General features: G+C 42.2%; 20 protein-coding genes and 2 pseudogenes. 1 reads left to right on the top strand and 21 read right to left on the bottom strand.

From position 1 onward, the window contains the following. The 13 genes and pseudogenes from WA407_RS22380 to WA407_RS22325 form a co-directional block, all read right to left on the bottom strand. Positions 1-1,236: an MFS transporter gene (locus tag WA407_RS22380; RefSeq protein WP_336078403.1), complete on the bottom strand. Its 1,236-nt coding sequence runs from the start codon at positions 1,234-1,236 to the stop codon at positions 1-3. A gap of 198 nt (positions 1,237-1,434) precedes the next feature. Beyond that, positions 1,435-2,418, bottom strand: a complete 984-nt coding sequence (locus WA407_RS22375; RefSeq protein WP_061828412.1) for a LacI family DNA-binding transcriptional regulator — start codon at positions 2,416-2,418, stop codon at positions 1,435-1,437. 114 nt (positions 2,419-2,532) lie between these two features. Next, positions 2,533-2,625 carry an alpha-amylase family glycosyl hydrolase gene (locus tag WA407_RS22370; RefSeq protein ID WP_254330374.1) on the bottom strand — a complete coding sequence of 31 codons (93 nt, stop codon included), beginning with the start codon at positions 2,623-2,625 and terminating at the stop codon, positions 2,533-2,535. A gap of 52 nt (positions 2,626-2,677) precedes the next feature. After that, positions 2,678-2,806, bottom strand: a complete 129-nt coding sequence (locus WA407_RS22365; protein ID WP_336078402.1) for a hypothetical protein — start codon at positions 2,804-2,806, stop codon at positions 2,678-2,680. Between the two features lie 297 nt (positions 2,807-3,103). Then, positions 3,104-3,289 carry an SDR family oxidoreductase gene (locus WA407_RS22360; protein WP_336078425.1) on the bottom strand — a complete coding sequence of 62 codons (186 nt, stop codon included), beginning with the start codon at positions 3,287-3,289 and terminating at the stop codon, positions 3,104-3,106. Beyond that, positions 3,243-3,392: pseudogene (locus WA407_RS26805) on the bottom strand (SDR family NAD(P)-dependent oxidoreductase); the annotation flags it as partial. The pseudogene WA407_RS26805 and the gene WA407_RS22360, both read right to left, overlap by 47 nt. A 13-nt stretch (positions 3,393-3,405) precedes the next feature. Next, positions 3,406-4,116 carry a MalY/PatB family protein gene (locus WA407_RS22355; protein WP_336078401.1) on the bottom strand — a complete coding sequence of 237 codons (711 nt, stop codon included), beginning with the start codon at positions 4,114-4,116 and terminating at the stop codon, positions 3,406-3,408. Positions 4,117-4,126: 10 nt separating this feature from the next. Next, complete coding sequence (locus WA407_RS22350; RefSeq protein WP_336078400.1) at positions 4,127-4,987, bottom strand: DUF3737 family protein; 861 nt, start codon at positions 4,985-4,987, stop codon at positions 4,127-4,129. A gap of 162 nt (positions 4,988-5,149) precedes the next feature. After that, entirely contained in the window at positions 5,150-5,545 is a 396-nt protein-coding gene (locus tag WA407_RS22345; protein WP_336078399.1) for a cupin domain-containing protein, read from the bottom strand. Between the two features lie 80 nt (positions 5,546-5,625). Then, on the bottom strand, positions 5,626-6,087 hold the full coding sequence (locus WA407_RS22340; RefSeq protein ID WP_336078398.1) for a cyclophilin-like fold protein: 462 nt from the start codon (positions 6,085-6,087) through the stop codon (positions 5,626-5,628). Between the two features lie 14 nt (positions 6,088-6,101). After that, positions 6,102-6,890, bottom strand: a complete 789-nt coding sequence (locus WA407_RS22335; protein WP_336078397.1) for a carboxymuconolactone decarboxylase family protein — start codon at positions 6,888-6,890, stop codon at positions 6,102-6,104. A 178-nt stretch (positions 6,891-7,068) separates the two neighbouring features. Further along, positions 7,069-8,271: a multidrug effflux MFS transporter gene (locus tag WA407_RS22330; RefSeq protein WP_336078396.1), complete on the bottom strand. Its 1,203-nt coding sequence runs from the start codon at positions 8,269-8,271 to the stop codon at positions 7,069-7,071. A gap of 206 nt (positions 8,272-8,477) precedes the next feature. Continuing rightward, entirely contained in the window at positions 8,478-9,527 is a 1,050-nt protein-coding gene (locus WA407_RS22325; protein ID WP_235309820.1) for an NAD(P)-dependent alcohol dehydrogenase, read from the bottom strand. A 304-nt stretch (positions 9,528-9,831) separates the two neighbouring features. On the opposite strand from WA407_RS22325, the gene WA407_RS22320 reads away from it, so the two are divergent. Beyond that, entirely contained in the window at positions 9,832-10,377 is a 546-nt protein-coding gene (locus tag WA407_RS22320; RefSeq protein ID WP_165179876.1) for a TetR/AcrR family transcriptional regulator, read from the top strand. A 207-nt stretch (positions 10,378-10,584) separates the two neighbouring features. On the opposite strand, the pseudogene WA407_RS22315 reads toward WA407_RS22320, so the two are convergent. The 8 genes and pseudogenes from WA407_RS22315 to WA407_RS22280 all read right to left on the bottom strand — a co-directional run. Next, a pseudogene (locus WA407_RS22315) lies at positions 10,585-11,343 on the bottom strand (alpha-amylase family glycosyl hydrolase); the annotation flags it as partial. 65 nt (positions 11,344-11,408) lie between these two features. Beyond that, a complete protein-coding gene (locus WA407_RS22310) occupies positions 11,409-12,302 on the bottom strand; it encodes a carbohydrate ABC transporter permease (protein WP_336078395.1) in 894 nt (297 codons plus the stop codon). A 13-nt stretch (positions 12,303-12,315) separates the two neighbouring features. After that, positions 12,316-13,230: an ABC transporter permease gene (locus WA407_RS22305; protein ID WP_336078394.1), complete on the bottom strand. Its 915-nt coding sequence runs from the start codon at positions 13,228-13,230 to the stop codon at positions 12,316-12,318. 61 nt (positions 13,231-13,291) lie between these two features. Continuing rightward, positions 13,292-15,028, bottom strand: a complete 1,737-nt coding sequence (locus WA407_RS22300) for a sugar ABC transporter substrate-binding protein (RefSeq protein WP_336078393.1) — start codon at positions 15,026-15,028, stop codon at positions 13,292-13,294. A gap of 324 nt (positions 15,029-15,352) precedes the next feature. Then, the gene (locus WA407_RS22295) at positions 15,353-17,011 is read right to left on the bottom strand and encodes an extracellular solute-binding protein (protein WP_336078392.1); all 1,659 of its coding nucleotides are present in this window, start codon (positions 17,009-17,011) and stop codon (positions 15,353-15,355) included. A 48-nt stretch (positions 17,012-17,059) separates the two neighbouring features. Then, complete coding sequence (locus tag WA407_RS22290) at positions 17,060-18,466, bottom strand: response regulator transcription factor (protein WP_250268361.1); 1,407 nt, start codon at positions 18,464-18,466, stop codon at positions 17,060-17,062. 2 nt (positions 18,467-18,468) lie between these two features. Further along, entirely contained in the window at positions 18,469-20,175 is a 1,707-nt protein-coding gene (locus WA407_RS22285) for a sensor histidine kinase (protein ID WP_336078391.1), read from the bottom strand. Between the two features lie 621 nt (positions 20,176-20,796). Beyond that, positions 20,797-20,961 carry a hypothetical protein gene (locus tag WA407_RS22280; protein WP_336078390.1) on the bottom strand — a complete coding sequence of 55 codons (165 nt, stop codon included), beginning with the start codon at positions 20,959-20,961 and terminating at the stop codon, positions 20,797-20,799. Positions 20,962-21,950: the final 989 nt, after the last annotated feature.

Here is a 21,950-nt window from a genome sequence, read left to right as displayed (position 1 = left end):
CTATGCTGTTTCAAAAAGCTTGTTAGGCTTGGGATTCAGCTTTTTCGGTTCTTTCTTTAAGGTAAAGATTGAGATTGTTGTAAAGGCAAATACGAAAACACCCATAATCACGTACGTATTTGCAAAGCCTCTAATGTCATAAGACATACCCGCGATTGGCGAGAAGATCGAAGCTCCTACCTGACTCATAAACTGGTATCCCACCAGATATAGGATCGAAGACAGACGCGTATCGAAATTAGCAGCCAAGTACTTAAATACGGAGATCAGCATGATTGGCAGTTCCAATGCGTGAATCAATTTCATAGCTGAGATACCATAAGGTCCAATAACTAAGCCTGAACCCATGATCCGGAACGCCATCAAGAACCCTGCCAATATCAGACCCTTTTTTGCTCCAATTTTGTTGACAATGAAAGGCGCTAAGAACATCATGCCTGCTTCCAAGAATACTTGTAGGGAATTTAAGTAACCGTAAACTTGATTGCCTAAAGCAACCGTTGAGAACGTCGATGAAAAGTAATTCGGGAACTGCTGGTCATACACATTGTAAACACAGGTAACACCAAGAACATATAAAATGAAGAACCATAAATGCTTGTTTGCAAACAAATGGACGATTTGCTTAAAGTTAACAGATTCTGCTCGCTCCATCTCAGAATCTGTCATTTCAACTTTAATTGTCATCATAATGATAAACAGAATGACAGCAGATACGGATCCAATCCAGAAGTTAATGTTAGGGTTGATATTGAAGATCTGACCAGCGAAAAATGTTGCTGCTGCCCAACCTAGCGAGCCCCACATACGAGATTTTCCGTATTCAAAGCCATATTTTCGGCTGACTTTCTCGACATAAGATTCGATGGCTCCGATTCCTGCCAAAAAAGAAATACCCAAGTATAATCCACCTACAATGGCGCCGAGAAATACATTGTATTGAAGTAACGGCCCATAGATATAGATATAGAAAGGACCAACAAATAAGAGTAAAGAACTGATTAGAAATAAAATATGCTTCTTCAATCCAATTTTATCAGATATATAGCCATAAAGCGGTTGCATACATAGCGCAAAGATAGCGTTTACAGTAAAGATAACACCTGTTTCAGCACCATTCAGACTGATTTCTTGCCCTAGCCAGATGGAGAACAATGAGTAACTTGCTGACCAAGTAAAGAAGAAAAAGAAGAAATAGGCACTTAGTTTCCAGTACAAGCTCTTTGACTTTCTCATATCGAACGCTCCTCTAAGTTAAACATTTAATGTAAATGAAAGCACTTCCGTATTTACAGATCGATTATATGTCAACCGCTTTCATATGTCAACCGCTTGACATATTTCTAAAAGGAAAAGAGCTTCCTCTTTGATTTCAATTACTCTAATAAGGATAGCTCCACCTTATATCACAATGCTGAAACTATGGAAATTGTATTAAGCTGTACTAGCTTCAATAAGTTTCACTGGTAGATAGGTTTCTCGCGGGACATCACTGAATCCACCTTCAATTTCTTTAATAAGTAACTCTATGGAAGATCTCGCGATCTCCTGTATTGGTTGCTGAATTGTCGTTAATTCAGGGAGAAGATTGCGGGTTGTTTCTGTTCCGTCATATCCAATTACGCGAATATCTTCAGGAACACGTTTTCCTCTACTTCTTGCTTTAGCAATAAAAGACGCAGCCACCAAGTCATTACTCGCAAACAATCCATCTACTTCAGGATGTTCATCGAGCAAGCGTTTAATCGGTTCATCGTGATTCTGTTGGTGGAAGGGATCATGTACTTCATAGGTAATTGCCTTTCGACCATACTGCTCCATCACATCTTCATATGCTTTTCTTCTCAAGCTTGCAGGTGTTTCCAATTCAACAGGGCCATTGATGTGTAAGATATGCTTGCACCCCTTTTCAATAAGCAGTTCTGACGCCAGTTTTCCACCCAAATAATTATCCGATCCTACAACTGGGATTGAATCGGATAGAAAGTGATCGATCGCAATGACGGCAATATTCTTCTGTTCATAATTTACGATACCTCGGTTGTGTGTACCAACGATAATACCGTCAACTTGATTTCGCATAAGCATATCCACATAAGATTCTTCTTTATCCAGCTGATTCAAACTGTTACAAAGCAACAGCTTATAGCCTAATGACGCAGAAATATTCTCTATATGAAAAGTCAGCTCTCCGAAAAATGGGTTGCTTGTAGTTGGAATGATTAATCCAATTAGATTTGTTCGTTTACTAAATAATGACCGAGCCACATCATTTGGTAAATAATTCAGTTCCTGCATCGCTTTATGAACTTGATCCTTCGTTTCTTGACTGATATAGCCACGATTATTAAGTACGCGAGAAACTGTAGTTGGTGAAACTCCAGCTAATTGTGCAACATCGTTAAGTTTTGGTTTCATTGATTCAACCTGCCTTCTCTCCATGCCAAGTCTCCAATTATTCTATTATTTTAACATGGTTAAACGTGAAAAAACATCTGACCCTACGAGCCCTTTTCATTCAAATCTGTAATATCATCCATATGCAGTGGTATTTGTTTTGTAGGTTGCTACTGCCTCCTTGAACCATGGATGTTCGCTGCTTGAATGATTGATAACAAGGTCCATGAAACCTTGACTCCCTTTCGGTCCGCTTCTTCCATCAAGGTGCGAAAATCATTTAGACTCCCACACAGCGGGTATACTGATAGTAATCAGTTACATCATATTTATGGTAACTTGGAGACGGATTAGGAGCATAAGCCAGAGGCAGTTGACCTCCAAATCCACCCCGAATGGGGTTTGCCATCGTTTAAGTCATCAAGTTTTTGTGTAATTCCTTTCAAATCACTGTGTCCGTCTTGTGAATATACTTGGTTGAATTATTATCTTGTGGAATATGGATAAATGTATCCATTTAAGTGTATACATCCCGATATTTTTGTCATTTTATATGGACTAATATATGAACGTACCATAATGGAATGAATCTTATGTGTGATTTCGTAGAAGAAGATGGGGCTGTGTTACCGCTTTTGGGAGGCATGCTTTACATGGGAAACTGGTAGTATACAACAAAAAGCGAATATGATTATTGCATATAGCGTCATCCATCCATGACAATGGTTTGTCCAGTGAGATAACCAATTTTTGGATTGGCAAGTTGGAGCACAAGCTCCCCAACCTCGGATTTTTTACCCAGGCGACCCAGCGGTGTATTCCCGATAATCCCTTCCATCACAGCGTCATTTAATGAATCTGTCATTTCCGAAGCGATCGGGCCCGGCGCGATTACATTTCACACTAATATTGTATTTTGCCAGCTCACGGGCTGAAGATTTGGTTAATCCAATCAATCCGGCCTTGGAAGCACCATAATGAGGGCCGAAGCTTCCTCTCGTAAAGCCGCTACAGAGGAAATATTAATAATTCTGCCTTCTTCACAAAGGATCTGTGATATGCCACGCAGGTGATGCAATTTTGGGCGATCTCTTCCGATACGGATGCGAATGGAATGTATTGGTGGCCTGGGTGTGTTAGATCGCAATGAATTTCATCGGAAAGGATAAGGACCTGATGCTTGACGCAGAGCGTGCCGAGTTTCTCAAGAACTTGTGTGTCCCACACTTTGCCTATTGGGTTATGCGGATTGCAGAAAATCATAAGCGTTGTGTCAGGATCGGCTAGCTTCTTCTCCACATCGTCAAAATCAATCGAATATCGGTTGTCTTTGTAAACCAAATCACTTACGAGAACTTCTCGTTGATTGTTCTTTATGGAGTTGTAGAAAATGTTATAGACAGGCGCAAACATAAGAACTTTGTCGCCGGCTTTGGTCATTTTGCGCACGATCGATGATATCGCTGGCACTACACCCGTGCAAAACATAATCCATTCTTTTTGGATCGGATAGTGATGTCTCTTTTCCCACCATCGGGCAACTGCATCATAGTAAGTATCTGGTATCGAGGTATATCCATAAATACGGTGGTTTAATCTCTTTTGCAGAGCATCGACTATAGCCGGCGAAGTCTCAAAGTCCATATCCGCTACCCACATCGGCAGCTCTCCCGGACCAACATCCCATTTATAAGAGTTAGTGAGCAAACGATTCGTCATTTTATCAAAATCAAAGGACAAATCGATCACCTGCTTTATCCAGCTCGTATCGGGTGTAGGCAGCGTTTATTTCTTTGTCATTGATGATGATTTGGCCGATATCCTTCGCTTTGATTTTTCCGGAGATTGGATTCTTCACGCTATCAATCGAGGTCTTGGTTTCCACCTCAATGGTTGAATATTCGAATGCCAAGTCGGTATTCAGAATCGTTCCGTTCTCGATCACGAGACGGTCCATGTAGCACATTCCCTGATTGCTTTCGATGGTGCAGTTGATAAACGTGATGTTCTTCGAATTCCAGCCTAAATATTCTCCGATGATCAATGAATCATACACGGTGATATTCTCACAATTCCAGAAAGCGTCCTTTGAAATAAGCTTTGCATTGCGAATCTCCATATTCTTTGCTCCGTCGAATGCGTAGTTCCCTGCCAATGTGAAATCGTCGATGGTGATATTTGCGCTATTCATTCCAAAATAATCGCCTTTTGCGGTTACATGATTCAAGTGAATATCTGCGCAATTCCATAAGGTTTCTTGCGCGTTGGGTAGATCGACATTTGTCAGTCGGATCCCGCTCGAACGCCGAAATATCTTTGGTGCCTCTATTACGCTGTCACTGATGGCAATTTGATGTGTATACCATATTCCTGATCGGGCCATTTCAAGGAAAGTGCTGCTACTAACACGAATATTATTGCAATACCATAAGGGATACTTCCATTTGAAAATGCTATTATCGATAGTAATATCGTTGCTTTCCTTCAGTGGGGACTCGCCATCTGCAAAAATAGAATTGGTAATAGTTAGATTGCTTCTTTTGAAAAGTGCTCGTTCTCCAGTAAGCATTTGTTGATCAATCGTTTGCATAATACTGTCTCCAATCACTCAGTACTAGCTTCAAATATTCCCTGACCTCATATTCGTTTGATGAATATCCGCAGACTAGAAACCGAGGGTTCTTGGTTTATGAGAAGCTTCAATAGAAACGGCAGCATTGATGTCTGCCGTTTCTGTGTGTTACTTCATTTATTAAAGTTTAGTATAATCTTCATCCATTACGGGTTCTAACCAATCTGTTTGTCCAGGTGTAAGAGCTAAGTGAACAAACCAGCTGTCCTTCGTAGCACCTTGCCAATGTTTTACGTTTGGTGGAATGTTTACCACGTCGCCTGTTTTGAGTAATTGGGCTGGCTTTCCATCTTCTTGATACCACCCTTCACCGCCAGTAACTAACAACACTTGCCCTGCATGATGAGAGTGCCAGTTATTACGGGCACCGGGAGCAAAGGTTACATTCCCAATTGCTGTATTGAGTGGTGCTGGATCGGTAAACACCATTTGTAAGTATGCGTCACCGATAAAATTTTTTTCGACTTTTTGACCCAATGGGAAGAGTGTGCTATTGCTTAAGTGCTCATTCTTCATTTTTTATCCCTACTTTCTTATATTTTTATTATAATCCAACACGATGCTATCGACTTCTTACTTTTCAGGAATCATTAACGCTATTGGGCTTGCTCAATCGTCATCGTGAAACTGCCGTTCATTTTTACAAGCTTTTCAACTCCGACCTCAATATGACCTAGCTTTACAAGTCCACTTGAATAACCAAAATCTTGATAAAATATAGCCAAATTGCCCCAAGGAGAATAATAAGTAAAATCTCCAACGGAAGGATCGATGCCTGACGGCGCAGCTTCAATGGACAATCTTTTCTCTAGCCTGCTGATTTTTTCGGTTCCAGCATAATCCTCGAAGGTTATAGTCATTGGAAGTCGCTGTAAAAAATCTTGGCTGGTCGGATTATCGTACATGCTTACCATTACTTCCTCGTTGTTAAATATCAATTTTATTTTTATATTAGTTGTTTGATTGGCCACAGTTTTTCCTCCATTGGTATTACCGCCACATGCCATGAGGGTAAGAATCAGCAAAAAAACAAGGGATAGAGAAATCGGTTTCTTCACTAAATTCTCTCCAGCTATTCCGGAATGATTTCATTTAAGCAACTTAAAGCGTTTAATGTTCTCGGAAAACCCATATATGGAAGGCAGTGAGTGATGGCAGTGATCATCATATCCTTGTCATTGCCCACATTCAGATTGCCCCGCACATGTGCCTTGACTTGACTTTCACAACCGCCCAGGCTGCTTAAGATACAGAGGGTCAGCAGCTCCCGTGTCTTCAGATCAAGACCTCCACGAGTATAGAAGTCGCCAAAACAGAAGGCAGAAAGATAGTCCTGTATATGCTTTTGATTTGATGGAGCATTATCCCTATTTTTTTCAATGATATCGCCAAAAATCTCTACCTGCACTGCAAGCCCTTTATCTAACCGATTCTCTTCTTCAACCTGCTTTTGGCATTCGAGAGGTAATACTATATTTTGGGCCTTGAAAACTTCATTAATCTCCGCGATGGCATTTAGCGTTTTGGGGAATCCTAAATAAGGCGCACATTGGTAAATGGCCTCTTTGATTTCTAACGGTGTCAGCCCAACGTTCAGTGCAGCCTGAGTATGGGCCTTGAGCTGTGGCAACGTTTGGTTCGTTGCAAGCACCACCAGAGTAATAAGCTCACGTTGTTTATCGTCCAATTCACCTTGATAAAAAACTTCCCCAAAAATGAAGCGGCTCAGAATGTCCTGAAAATCAGGATTAGTAGCGTATGCCGCTGGCACTCCATCGCCAAATAGCTTTTTATACGTCACTTGATTCTTTTCAATTCGATTCATACATTTACCTCTATTTCTAATTTTAGTATAAGCCATTTCGTGGTTCCTCCCTTTCTTTTTTTAAAAATAGTCCAATGAGCGACTTTATTGATGTACATTAGGTGTTGGTTTCGCGCGGTGCCTCCTTGATTGTCGCCTAGTACCAATGGGAGTTATGCTCGTAGTAGGTGCGTACATAGAGTGAGTCGCCAATACTCCTTTGATATGGAGTACATCAAACGGATAATTTTTTTATCCCTTTAACCAGAATGATATAGGTAATTATAGATAACAAACTGGTAGAAAAAATAATAATTCCAAAAGGTATAGCGGAATTTTCGCCTGCAATTCCCACAAGCGGAGACGTAACGGCACCTAACGCGAATTGTAAGGTGCCGAGCACGGCAGAAGCGCTCCCTGCAATATGCCCTTGCGACTCCATTGCTAATGTAAAAGAGATGGGTCCAATGATCCCTATGGATAAGGCGAATAAGAAGATCGAAATAAACATAGCTGATAATGCTCCATGTACTAGTACTATAAATAAAACCGCAGCGGAAGATATAAATGACAGTATTAATCCGATCAAAAATAGTCGACTTTCCGTTACCCGGCCTGCAAGCAGTTTGACGAATTGAGCTCCCAAGACAATAGCAAGGCCATTCAACGCAAACAGGATCGAAAACAGTTGCGGCGACACACCGTATATGTTTTGGTAAATAAATGGGGTACCTGCAACATAGGCAAAAACACCTGCGAACAATATGCCATTGACGAGAGCATATCCCATAAAAGACCGCTTTCGGAACAAGCTGTTATAATTCTTCATCAACGAACGGAGACTACTTGGAGCACGTTGCTGTACAGGTAAGCTTTCCTTTAACCCCCATATGGTTATCCCAGTTAATCCTATACCTAGCACCCCTAAAAATATAAATATACCTAACCAAGAGCTGTATGACATGACCGTACTTCCGGCCGTAGGGGAAATTAACGGAGCGACATTGCTTATCATCGTTAGCAACGATATAAACTTAGTCATTTCAATCCCACTAAACCGATCTCGAACAATAGCGCGCGAAATAACGAGTCCGGCGGACGCAGCACCCCCTTGAATAAATCTTAAAAATATAAACCATTCTATGCTTGGTGCAAAAGCGCATCCAATCGAGGAAAGGATAAATAATATCATGGAAATCAACAAAGGCCGGCGTCTTCCATAAATGTCGCTTAACGGCCCCATTATCAACTGTCCTAACCCTAATCCTAACAGGCTAGTGGTTAAACTCGCTTGAACGGCAGTTGCACTTGTTCCAAAAAAAACAGCGATTTGCGGAAGTGATGCAAGATACATATCGACGGTAAACGGCCCCAGCGCCGAGAATGTGGCCAATATTAGAGCAAAACCGAGAGAATTTTTTTGGGTCTTATATTTCATTCCTTTAACTCCTATGATTGATTAAATGCACATTCTTTAAGCCAACGCATTTGCTTTAGGTTTTGTCGTTTTATTACCCTGTGACAGTATACCCCTCCGATATACAAAGGGTCTTAGATAAATTTCGGAAGATATGTCTTTTCCTTATCCAACTCAAGGGCACACCACCCGGCGTGCCCTTGATATTTTTTTGCTGCAATGAATCCCTATTCGTTCCCCATTGTGCTGATATCAATGACAAATCGATACCGGACATCCGAAGCAAGTACGCGTTCCCATGCCTCATCAATCTGATTAGCGGAGATAACCTCGATCTCAGGCGTAATGTGGTGTTCAGCGCAGAAATCAAGCATTTCCTGTGTTTCCCGAATACCGCCGATTGCCGATCCAGCAAACGACCGACGATGCGGGATAAGAGAGAATACTTGAACTGGCAATGCCTCCGGCGGCGCACCGACATTAACCAAGGTACCGTCCACTGCCAGCAGTGATAGGTAGGCATTCAAATCAATTTTCGCGCTCACCGTATTCACGATGAGATCAAACGTGCCGGCCAGCTTCTTAAATGTCTCTGCATCGCTGGTGGCATAATAATGGTCCGCTCCTAGTTTCAAACCATCTTCTTTTTTCTTCAAGGTTTGAGATAAAACCGTTACTTCTGCTTCCATAGCATGAGCGAGCTTCACAGCCATGTGTCCGAGTCCGCCAAGTCCAACAACTGCTACCTTCTTGCCGGAAGCAGCACCCCAATGGCGCAGCGGAGAGTACGTTGTGATCCCAGCACATAAAAGCGGAGCGGCGACATCAAGATCAATGCCGTCAGGAATTCGAACCACGAAATCTTCCGTTACGACGATGTGGGTGGAATAACCCCCTTGTGTATATTGTCCATATCTGTCGATAGCTGCGTAGGTACCCGTATGTCCATTAAGACAATATTGCTCCTCTCCTCTACGGCAACTCTCGCACTCTCGACAGGAATCAACCATGCAGCCAACTCCTACTCGGTCACCAACAGTATACTTTGTGACTTCCGAGCCAACCTGGGCGACAACACCGGCGATCTCATGTCCTGGAACGATAGGGTATTGGACTGGCCCCCAATCCCCACGAGCGGTATGGATGTCAGAGTGGCAAATACCCGCATACTTGATCTCAATGAGAACATCATGCGGCTTAAGATCTCTGCGCTCAATTGTAGTTAGTATGAACGGACCTTCCGGACCGAACACAGCACGTGCATTAGCATTAATCATATATAACCTCCAGTGAATACAATTTTATCTGTTAGTCCTTTTTTAGAAATTAGTAATGATTATTCACATTTTTTTATTAACTACCAAGTGAACATCCCTCCTTTCTAAATTTAAGTTCTCCTTTTAGGTAATATTAGTGAACCACAAAGAGCGGATAAACAAAACTTGTTGTTTTATCAACTCACGTCTATTATTATAAAAAAGAAGCCTAAGTTCAATGGTTAAAAAAGCGCAATTTGTTGAAATAACAACAACATCACGAAAAGTGTTCATTATTTTGAGTTGGTCAGGGGGAAAAGACTAAATGATAAAAGTAGATCGGAGAATTCTAAAAACGCAAGAATCCTTGAAAAAAGCCGTTATTGAACTGATGGCTGTAAAAAACTTCGATGACATTACCATTCAAGACATTGCAGACCAGGCAAACGTAAACCGTGGTACGATTTATCTTCATTATCAGGACAAATATGATTTGTTGGATAAACTGATCGAATCACACATGAATGAATTAGGCGAAATGGATGAATGGGCATGTAAGCTGGATTGGAGCAATGGACTTGTACCTTTTTTTGAGTATTTTGAGAAAAATTATTTATTTTTTTCGACTATGTTAGCCAGTAAAGGAGCCCCCTCTTTTAGAACTCGTCTTCTTGATTATGTTATGGGAGGATTCAGAGGTGAGATTGATAGAGAAAGTGGAAGAAATGTGGATTTAAATGAAGACGTTATGTTGCAATATGCTGGTACCGCTTATGTAGGGGTAATAGAATGGTGGATTAGAAATGAAATGCCGTATCCGCCACAAATCATGGCTGAACAAGTTGGAGCCTTATTGGAGAGAAGTCTATAGAGGGTTAAATAATAGGTTTAAATAGAGTCTATACTGATTGAAGATAACTGCCCGTTAGTTTATCAAAAATGGAGCAGCAACCAACCGGCAAACTGCTCCATGCTATTTTCAACTAACGTTTCTCGTTTGCTCAATGATATATTAGTAATCACTTCGCCCATTCCCCTAAATTATCCATTTATACCATAATGCACAATATTTTCGTAGCTCAAGCCTTGTTAATCTAATATGTTCAAATTGAAATACCATTGAAAACTCACTGCCGTCCGGGTTGCTATACAATTTGGCGCTCTCTGGCGTAGCGCCCTATGTTTCTCCAACCGTCAGCAGATCTCCAGCTTTTTGAAACGTCTCCTTGCTGAGTTCCCTGATATACTTATGCAGATTCGGCCCGTTGCTGGTAATTTTCAAATCTGGTTCTTTTCCGATTAAGTCAATTACGTCAAGCCGAAAACCGCCTACACCCTTGCTTATCCACCAATTGATCATTTCGTAAATCTCTTGTCGGACTTTTGGGTTTTCCCAGTTGAGATCCGGCTGTTTTACAGAAAAAAGATGTAAATAATATTGTCCTATCTCGGGTACCCATTCCCAAGCTGAACCACCCATATGGAACCCAAGTCGTTTGGTGGCATTTCTCCAATGCCATCTCTCCAGACATAATAGTCATGGTACGGATTTTCTTTACTTTTTTTGCTTCTTGAAACCAGGGATGCTCATCATATCATCCAAAGATCCGAACATCGGATCGATATCCCGATAGTCCGAAATATCATAACCAAAATCATCCTGAGGGGATTTACAAACTGGTGATAGCCAAATTGCTCCGACACCGAGTTGCTGCAAATAGTCTAGACGGGAAACAATTCCTTTCAAATCGCCGATTCCATCACCATTACTATCTTGAAAACTACGTGGATATATCTGGTATACAACGATTTCTTTCCACCAATTTTTATTTTTCATTGTTCATTACAACCCTTCCAATACACGAATAGCTGTTTTTATCTCAATCAAGTCACAGCATACAATTACTCTTTTACCGATCCTACAACAATTCCAGTCACAAAATATTTTTGAAGCAGCGGATAAATCAGCAGCAGCGGGATGACAGCGACTACGATTTTGGCCGCATTTAGATTTTTGTTTGAAATTTCAGTCAGGTTGCTGAGTTGTGCTGAGTTGGTGCCGGATTGAAGAAGTTCCGCAATATCCACGTTAAGGGACTGAATATAAGTCATTAGCGGATAATTGCTGACTTGGGTCATATAGATCAAACCGCTGAAGAAATCATTCCACGTTCCCACGATACTGAATAGTGCTACCGTCGCCAGCGCAGGGATGGACACGGGAACATACACTTTGAACAGGACCTGGAGCGGATTCGCCCCATCGATGAATGCTGCTTCTTCTAGCGCCTTAGGTACAGCGGAGAAGAAGTTCATGACAAGGATGACACTGAATATAGGGACCGCACCCGGCAGAACAAGCGACCAAATTGTATTAAGCATATCGAGGTTTTTGATCAGTAGATAACTCGGGATCATCCCGCCGCTGAACAGCATGGCAAAAATCATGACATTCATATAAATGTTTCTGCCTCTAAATTCCCTTTTCGACTTGGAGAGCGGGTATGCCATTAAAATAATAAGAATCATGTTGAGAATAAGTGTAAGCACAACACGTAGAACAGATATGCCAAAGGAACGCCAGAACTGAGCATCATCGATAATTTTCGTATACGCTGCTGTTGTAAAATTGACTGGTACGAGACCTACAGCATTAGCTGACACGGCCTCGCTGCTGCTGAATGAAATCGCAACGATATTCCATAACGGAAGAAGGCAGATCAATGCCAGCAATATGACGATGGCATTGATGACAAACCGGCCAATTCGATCTTTTAGGCTTACAGAATACGGCATAGGCTTTGCCTCCTTAGAATATTTTTCGGTCGGTGTATTTCTTGGCCAAATGGTTGGCGGACAATAGCAAAACAATACCGATCACTGACTTGAACAGGCCAACAGCCGTACCGAAGCTATACTGTCGCCCAACGAGTCCAATCCGATATACATAAGTATCCAGAATATCTCCCGACTCATAGACAACCGGATTATACAGATTATAAATTTGATCGAAGCCGGCACTCAAAATATTGGTTAGACTCATCACTCCCATGAGCAGGATAATAGGCAGCATACCTGGCAACGTAATATGCCATACTTTTCTCCACCAGCTGGCTCCATCCATTCCTGCCGCTTCATACAGACCCGGATCAATCGAAGTAATTGCAGCCAAATAGACGATGGAACTGTAACCGAACTCCTTCCACACGTCTGTCCCAATAATCAACGGCTGGAACCAGGTGTTGCTGCCGAGAAAATTAATATTCTCCAGACCGAAAAAAGCCAAAATTTGATTCACAATCCCATCCAAACTGAACATGTTAACAACCACGGATGCTAGAACTACCCAGGATAGAAAGTGTGGCAGATAAACAATTGTCTGTACGGATTTTTTAACGAATTTGATGCGGATCTCATTTAACAAGATGGAAAAAACGATAGCCATCATGGTTCCCAATAGAATCTTGGCAATGGCAATCACCAACGTATTACTAAAAACCTGTGCGATGTCCGGCAGCTTAAACATATAAATAAAATGCTTCAGCCCTACAAATTCGGAGCCAAACATCCCCTTGGCTGGTATATAATCCTGAAACGCCGTAATGACACCGACCATCGGAACATAGCTGAATACCAGCAAAAACAAAATTCCCGGAAGCATCATCAGATGATACATGGCACCCGTGCCCAACCGACCTTTTGCTTTATCATTTCCCTGTTTCATAGATGGACCCCTTCCTGAAGAAAGGCTGCGTATCGCAGCCCTTCTAGCAGTTCATGATTATTTATTTATCGGATGCGGCCTCGTCTTCAATTTCCTGAATCACCTGGTCACCGCCTTGTTTCTTCCAATTGCTAACGAAAGTATCGAAGTAATCCAGAGATTCTGCACCAGTCACGATTTTGATGAAAGATTCCTGCTCCATCTTGGTCAGATTAGCCCATGTCTGTTTCATGCTTGGTGTAGTTCCAGAGAAAGCAGGTGTCATCCAAACGAATTTGTTTTCCTGTGTCAGTTTGTCGATGAGTCCCACTCCGTTGATACGCGAGTGATATTTCGACCAAGCTGTTATGTTATCCGTATCCATATCGCTCAAGTAGGTTTGGATACTTTCAATATTGTTCTTTGATTCGGTTGTCCGGACCTGATCCAGACTAATCTCCCCTTTAATCCCGCGAACAACGTCAGAGTAATCATCCAGCAGCGAGGTAGCCGAGTTGACTTCAATATTAAAAGGTCTGGTAGAACCGTCTACGCCGTTCTCTTGATACTTGGCGGCTTCTGGCATAGATGTTTCCACATTTTTATCATTTGCCAGTTTATCGTAGAAAAGGTTTACTATTTTAACGGCGAGTTCCGGGTGTTCATATCCTTTTCTCACAACGATAAACTGATTGGCTGGATTGGCGTGTGCCACGTGTACCTTTCCGTCTGCATCCTCCAAAGTGTAAGCCGTGAATTTCGCATTCTTATCCATCTGCTTCACACTGCTCAAACCCCAGTCGGGAATATGCCATGGTCCAAAAGCAATACCGCTTTGGCCGTTGGTGTACAGTGCCGTAATATCATCAAATGTGCGTGTTCCAAATTGCGGGTCGATGATGCCTCTCTTGAACCAATCTGCCATGACGCCTAACATCTGCTTGGTTTCCTTTGTTGTCGAGCCATAAACAATGCTGCCATCCTTTCCCTTCATCCAGTATTGAGGGAATGCACCCTCGGTGGAGGCAACTCCCAGCATGGTATAGGCGGAACCATTATAGTCACTTGTATTCAGGGTGTTCACAAAGGGAATACCTACCGGTTTCCCGGATTGGCCAGGATCTCTTTTCAGGAATTCCTCGGCCGTTTTCTCCACATCACCCAGCTTGATGGCCCCGTCTCCGTCTGCGTCAAGTTGGATACCCAGTAAATCCAGCCAATCCTGACGAACCCAGACCATGGTTGGCGCGGAATCTAGGGAAGTAGCCGGAAGTCCCATTAAACGTCCATCTATCGTCGCATTATCTAATGCACGGCCATCATAAGATTCGTAAATGTTCTTGATGTTATCTGTGGCATACTGTTTGTAAATTTCCGTCATATCTTCAATCAGATCATTATCAACCAGTTCTTTGAGTTCATCCTTGGAATCGACACGCATCATGTCAGGCAGTTCCCCAGAGGCGATGGCGAGAGAAACCTGACGGCTGTAATCTTCTCCGTTGGCTTCAAATTGGTCTTTAATCTGAGCGTTAAACGTTTTTTTGACCAGCCGAGTATATGCATTGTTCTCATACGTATCTCCAGCCGGCAGTTTCGGGTTGGCTGTAGTCACACGACCCATCGTTACGGTTATTTCGTCTTTATAGGCACTGAATGGGTCTCCCGGTGTTGCCTCATACTTGCCCGCTTCCTCCGCAGTGGGAGGGTTGGAGGAACCCCCACAGGCTGCAAGGGTTGAAATCATCAGGGCAGACATCGACAGCACGGCCAGACGTCTCGTCAACATGTTTCTTTTTATGAACCATTTAGTTCTCATCACATTCGATTCCCCTTCGTTCTGAATATTTCTCTATCGTTGTTGTTTGCGCTTTCATTATAAGACTCGGAGAAGACAAATCGAGATAGGGATTGAACGTCTGTTTGGATAGAGAAATGTATACGGTTTCATTCGGGATCATGAAGCCATAGTTGGCTTGTAAGCATTTATCCTACCTACCGACATACATTTGTCTATCCTTACTTACTAATCAAAGTGAAGAACAAAAAAACCGGCAGCTCCTGAAACAGGAATCCGTCGGCTTGATTAATGGATTTATAAAAGTGTCGTGTAGAATTTATCGTATCACATTCATGATGGTCTTCAGCGATGATTATGGGCCGCGGTCACCTCTACAGTCACTTGATCGCCCCCTTGTTCCTTCCATTCCTCGACAAATTGATCAAATGAATCGATTGGTTCAGCGCCTAAAATAATTTTCAAAAATGTATCATGTTCCAGTTTCGATAGTTCACCCCAAGCCTTCTCCATCGTTGGAGTTCGTATATAGGTAAGGCTTCGAACTTTATGGATGTTTGGATCGAAGAAATTTCTTCCGCCTACAAGAAGCGAATAACTCCGCATAAAGCTGTCGCTCTGTTTATTCCAATAGGAAATACCATGTTGATCATAAGGCTTCAATTTGGTTTGTTTTATCGTCGAAACCAAGTTTTCCAGTAATTTGTATTCAGACTTGTCTTTGAAATCGGCGGGTGTTTTGGTTCCCATCAGAATATCCTGCGCGGCCTTCGATTCATATCTTGCCTCATCTGCCGGAGCAAAGAAATTGCGGCTCAGCATAAAACGCGTACCGTACTTGAACTCATCACGAAGGTACAGATTGTTAATTTTAATGATCGCTTCGGGATGAGCATATCCTTTTCGTACCACCAAGAATGAACTTGACGGATTATCCACCTTCACATGGTATGCTCCGTTTGCATCCAGCGGGAGTGCGTATGCTTGCCAGTTCGCCTTCGGCTCGTTCTGCCAAGCGCTCGGAAGGGGCCAGTACCCAGCATAGAAACCTTGAAAGAACATCCCCGCCTGACCGTTAATGACCGTTTCCTCCGCTTCTTTGCGGATGCCCATTTCTGGATCGAGAAGGCCTTTGGCGAACATTTCACGCAGCTTTACCAAGGCGTCCTTCGTTTCCGGTAGAACCGAACCGTATACAGGTTTTCCATCTTTGCTCAGCCAATATCCCGGGAAAGATCGATATGCTGCGAAGATCGGCGTTAGATCAAAAGCAAAAGCACTGTTGTTGAAATCGTTATACAGTCCAGTGCTTGAAGCAAGGCCAATCGTATCCCGCTTACTGTTTCCATCCGGGTCATTCTCCACAAAGGCCTTGGCGATAGCTTCCAGATCATCGACCGTTTTCGGCGGCTTCAGTCCAAGACGATCCAGCCAATCCTGTCGAATCCAGAGCATGCTAAAGTCTTCCGCTGTCACAGAAGGAACAGCCATCATCTTGCCATCGAAGGTCACTTGTTCCATAGCCAATCCGTTTCTGCTATCGATGATTTTTTTTATTTCCGGTGATGCGCTGCTATTGTATGCCTCGGTTAGATCTTCAATTTCTCCAGCCTTGATCATCTCGTTCAGCTGCACCTGATTTACAATCATGGCATCCGGCAGATCATTGCTGGCGATAGCCAGATCGATTTTCTGACCCAGATTTTCCTTCGACACCTGCCATAATACCTGGACATCAATGTTAAGACTTTGTTTAATCATCGTTTTCCACATATTCTTCTCAAGTGTTTCTCCTCCGGATAGATCCGCGCCTGTTGGGTCTACCACATATCCCAGCCGGATGGAAACGGGATGTTCATATTTCCCCAATGGATCAGCAGCAGCAGTGTCCGAGATTGTTTTCGTTGGTCCCATTGGTGATTCCCGGAAGTATGGGTTGCTGAAATTTACTGTCACTGCAATTAAGCTGACGACAAGAACACATGCAGCCATCTTCTTAATCATCGCTTTCCCTTCTTTCGCCCGGATTATTGACTCATCTGGGAGAATACGCTATTTATCCCCTCTGCCGAGCTGTCGATATTCGCTTGGCAGCAGACCTGTCAATTCGCGAAAAATTCGGCTGAAATATTTTTCATCCGTATAACCCACTCGCTCCGCAATCCAGAAAATCGTGTTGGTTGTATTCAATAAATACTCTTTAGACTTCTCTATTCGTATAAATCGGGAGTACTCATTAAAGGTTTTCCCCATCAAATCCTTGAAGCATTGACTGAAATAGCTTCGGCTGATGTTCAGTTGTTGGGACAGACCTGAAGCTGTAAAAGCTTGGTCCAAATCATTTTGCATGATCATAATCGCTTTTTTCACGGCGTCTACAATTTCTTGTGAATACGAAGTCTGTTCATCTGCCTTACGAATGCCCACAGAGGTCTGCTTGATCCAATCTTCTACCTCGTACCAGGATTGAAAAGAATGGATCATTGAGATTCTACCCAGCGTGGTCTGAGCAAAAAGGTGATTCCATTCCATTACTATAGAGTATAGCAAACCCATCAGCTGGCCTTTATGCAGTCTTAGTGATTTGAACTGTTCAATCAGTTGGTTGTAGTAACTGTCGTTGTGGGTCCATGGTGATAGGAACCAACTTTGTTTAATACGATCCATGTCTTCATCCTGCGGTTCTATTGGAAATGAGTCCTCCACATTCATCGAAACGGAAATGACAGGATCACAAGGATTGTATGCATAGAATAAGGACGTTTCTGTGTAGTTCATAATCCAGTTTTGGATTTGCGACCATGTTCGCTCTTGTACATCGGACAGAACCAGCAAAGCGCCTTGGGGAACTTGATCCAGGTATTCCTTCAGTTTACGGAACAGCTGATCCTCTACGTCCATGGGTGCCGTCCACATCCAGCTGTTCCGTTCAACCTCCCAACGGATCTCATCTACATTGGATGTCAGTTCAATCGGCCAGTTCTGTCCTGACTTGCGATCCAGTGAAACAAGTGCATACACATGGCGATAAAGGACATTGGTCTCACTTAGCAGCGGCAGCTTTCGTCTTGTATTCGCCAGCTCGTCAATCCGGGTATGTATTCGATGCAGCACGTGTTCGAATTGCTCTTTCTCGAGCTGAACTTTGGCTATATAATCGATGGCTCCCAGCCTGAGCGCTTCCTGGATATAATCGAAATCTTGATGCAGTGTTAATACGACAATATGTAGTTCTGGATAGAGCTGCCTGGCAGCTCGCATCAGTTCAATACCTGACATTACTGGCATCGCGAGATCCGTCAACATCAGATCGACCGGTTGGGATTTCAGAAAATCCAGTGCTTTCAACCCGTTACTTGCTTCTCCTACAACCTCCATATTGAACTCGTTCCACGGCATCGCGGAGCTTATTCCTTTTCGTACCAATTTATCGTCATCCACAATCAACACCTTAATCATCCTCAGACATCTTCTCCTTTGATAGGGAGTATGAGCAGTATACTTGTCCCTGTACCCAATTCACTTTCGATCACCAGTTGTGCTTGATCTCCGTACTGTGCCCTCAACATGCGGTGGACATAATTGAGTCCGATGCCCATCCCTACTTTTTTATGTTCAGCTATACGATTGTTCAGAAGTCTTTGAATCGCTTCCTCGGTCATACCTGTTCCATTATCCTGTATTAAAATATTCAGCGTTTTGGCGAGTGTAACTTCAATTTGAATAAAACCTTCGTCACTCAGTCCATGATAAAGTGAATTTTCAACCAACGGTTGCAGAATAAAACGAGGCACAGGTATTTGTAGCACTTGATCATCCGCTGAAATACGCACGTCAAATTCAAAGTCATATCGAATTTGTTGCAGGATTAGGTACTGTCTTAGCGCATCAATTTCCTCTTCCATCGTGGATACTTGCCCTAATTTACCCAAATTGTAATATAACAGCTTGTTCAAGGATTGCACCAACTTGTCAATCTCCCCTTGTCCGTTCATAACGGCCAGCCAGTGCACAGTATCCAGCGTATTCATCAGAAAGTGAGGATTGATCTGATATAACAATTTTTCCACTTCCAAATCTGCACGGATCTTCTCTTTCTGCTGCACTTCCTTGAACAGGTCGCCGATTTGATGCTGCATATTTGAGAATTCCCCCAGCAGAAAGTCAAATTCGGGAATTTGAGTGCGGATCTGGCTGCCTGCCTTTTGTGGATTCTGAGACATTCCGTTAATTTCCGAATGGAACAGACCGAGTGGTTTGTAGACGGTCTTCCACAGAAGCCAAGCAAGAAATACGGTAAAGCCGAAAAAAAATAAAGCGACCAGTAATATTTGAAGCAGCCACTGGTTTTTCTCCTGTTGATACTTAGCCTGCGAAATTACCGATATGACGCTCCAATTCTGAGAGGAGTCTTCCTTAAACCAATGGTAATCACGGGATATTCCATCTTTTGCAGTACCTTTCGATATGCTGGAGAAATTCTCCCCGACCTTCATCGTTTCTGGAATTTCACTGTAAACAATGTTGCCCTCACCATTCAGGATCAAATGCGATAAAGCTCCTTTGTATTGATTGTAATCCAGTATATCCTGTGTAAGTCGAAAGCCGGATTCGACGTAAATATATACATCGTCCCTTTGAGGCAGTTGTACCTTTCGCATAGCAGATAAAACGAGCTGATCATCAAATCGGTTCATACTGATATGGGGACCATAGTACGCAATGCCATATGATTTGAATAGCACAGGCAAAGACTCGGGGGAAAAACGATCTTTGATGGGAAAGTTAGCGAACTGTGTAGTGCCTTCTTTCTGGAAATAGTATAAGGTCAGACCTATATTCGGATTAGTAAACGTTACAACATTTAACTCATTCTTTAATTCATCTCTAGCCTCAATCAATTCAAATATATTGGAGGAAGGCTTCAAGACTTCATCCAGTTTCTTGCCTAATGTACCGCTATATGACAATTGCTGAGTGACATGATTCAGGTTGTTAATTGAATTCTCCAGTGATGAAGTTACCTGCTGTAGATTGCTCCGAATTCCATCATTGATTTTATTCGCAAAAATGGAATCAATGGTATAGTAAGAAATTACAAATATACTAATAAAGGGGATAAACGCACTGAGAAAAAACAATAGAAAGATTCTTTTTTTAAGTGTCATTCCGACCCATTCTCCTTAGGTAAATGAAACAGCAAGCCCCTGGTTATGGAGCTTGCTGTTTATGAACAACAGCTCTATCAATTATCGTATTCCTCATAGGCAGCGACCTATTTGAAAATTGGTGACATCTCAATCCGTTTCATATTGAAAAAATCAGAATACTTCCATCTCTGTGAGGTCCAATTCTGTTCATAATTATAGATTGATATTCAAATATGTCAAACGCTTTCATGGAATTCATAGAACTTATTCTCTCTTCCTCTTTGCAGACATCTGATTTGTTGTGTTTAATTGCTTATTGTAGTCCTTCCGTTCATCACGAACCAAAAAGAGAAGCGACATCGTTCAAGATCCCAACCATGATTTTTTCTTGTCTTTACGTGTTTTTTCTGTTTTCCGCTCTACCTGTTCTTGTTTTGCCAGTGTCTGTCATTCTACTTAGATTTTCTGCATACAAAAAAAGGCTCCCTCCGTTTTTCTTCATATATATACTTGCCGAACTCCTTTGGCGGCAATTGTTTTTCCTTAATATCGATTTCAATAAAATTGTTCTCCGGCCAGATTGGGAGCAGACACCAGTAACGCGGCCTGACGATTCATATTTTTCCTTCTTTCTGAGGTTTAGCTGTAAACCTCTTGTCCCAGCACCCGATTTACAGCCTTGATAAAGGCAAGATATCCACCATCGGTATCGTTCCGATGAGGAAGTGCCAAAATAGGTATAAAGATCATCTTAAGATTTAGATGGCAGATGAAAAATAAAGAGACCATGCTCCATAAGAGCATGATCTCTAATTACATAATGGTATTGTTACCTAGCCATCATCTCCAACCTGAAGCATACGGTAACCAACTCCGATATGTGTTTGAATAAACTTTGTTTGAGATGATGTTTTTCTATTTTTTCTCAGCGTTGCCATAATGCCATCCTCTGCCCACCTTCTGTTATATTCTCTCTCAATCCTTAGTGTATCATGAGCAAAATCAGTACCGTATTACGAATTTGCCTACAGCGTTAAGATTGCATTAAGATCCGATCTTATGTAATAACATCCTTAAAGAAGCCTCAAAATCCTAATTCTGTCCTAGCTTTCTCAGTGGAAGGATAGCAGCACAAAATAATATAAAAAAAACTTTCTCAGGCTGGTTAAGCACAAATTTAAAATAATTTTCGTTTTTTTGAAAATACAGTCAATTTTTCTGTTTGTAAAAAAATTCTAGATTGCACGTTGTTGCAATCTAGCTACAGCGTATTAAAGGTTCCACGCATGAAAAATAAGACCATCCTTCGTCTTTTCCGGGAGTCCGTAGTTTGCGACAGCCGATAGCTTCGCATCCGAACCGTCTAACTACCGAACATCGGCATTCGCCTGTGCTTCGGGATTAAAGCCAATCGTTTGCAACAACAATGCGACAAAAAGAACGATACTCCAGATACGTCTCAAGATGGGGCTTGCCTTCCTCCTCATACTAAACTTGATTTTATTTTACAACCAACTTCTCTTGAGAGATTAGGAGTAAATAAAAGAGGGTAAAAAACAAAATGTGTACGTTTTCAAAGGAGCAATCGTTTGCACATAATTGTACTCAGAGACATGGTTTTATTCATTTTAACAATTTGTCAATGCTTATATTAAAGATAAATTTCTAACGGCTTCCCCATCTGCTCCTTGATCCGTTCACTCCACATTCTTCGTTTAAACATACGCTTTTCTCTGAAAATCCATCTTTTCACTGTTTTTAGCCATTCACTGACTAGCTTCTTGCAAAAACTC

This window comes from Paenibacillus sp. 203 (assembly GCF_037027525.1).
GTDB lineage: Bacteria > Bacillota > Bacilli > Paenibacillales > Paenibacillaceae > Paenibacillus > Paenibacillus polymyxa_B.
The sequence above is the reverse complement of the archived record's forward strand: the minus strand, read 5'-3'. Positions and strand labels throughout refer to the sequence as shown.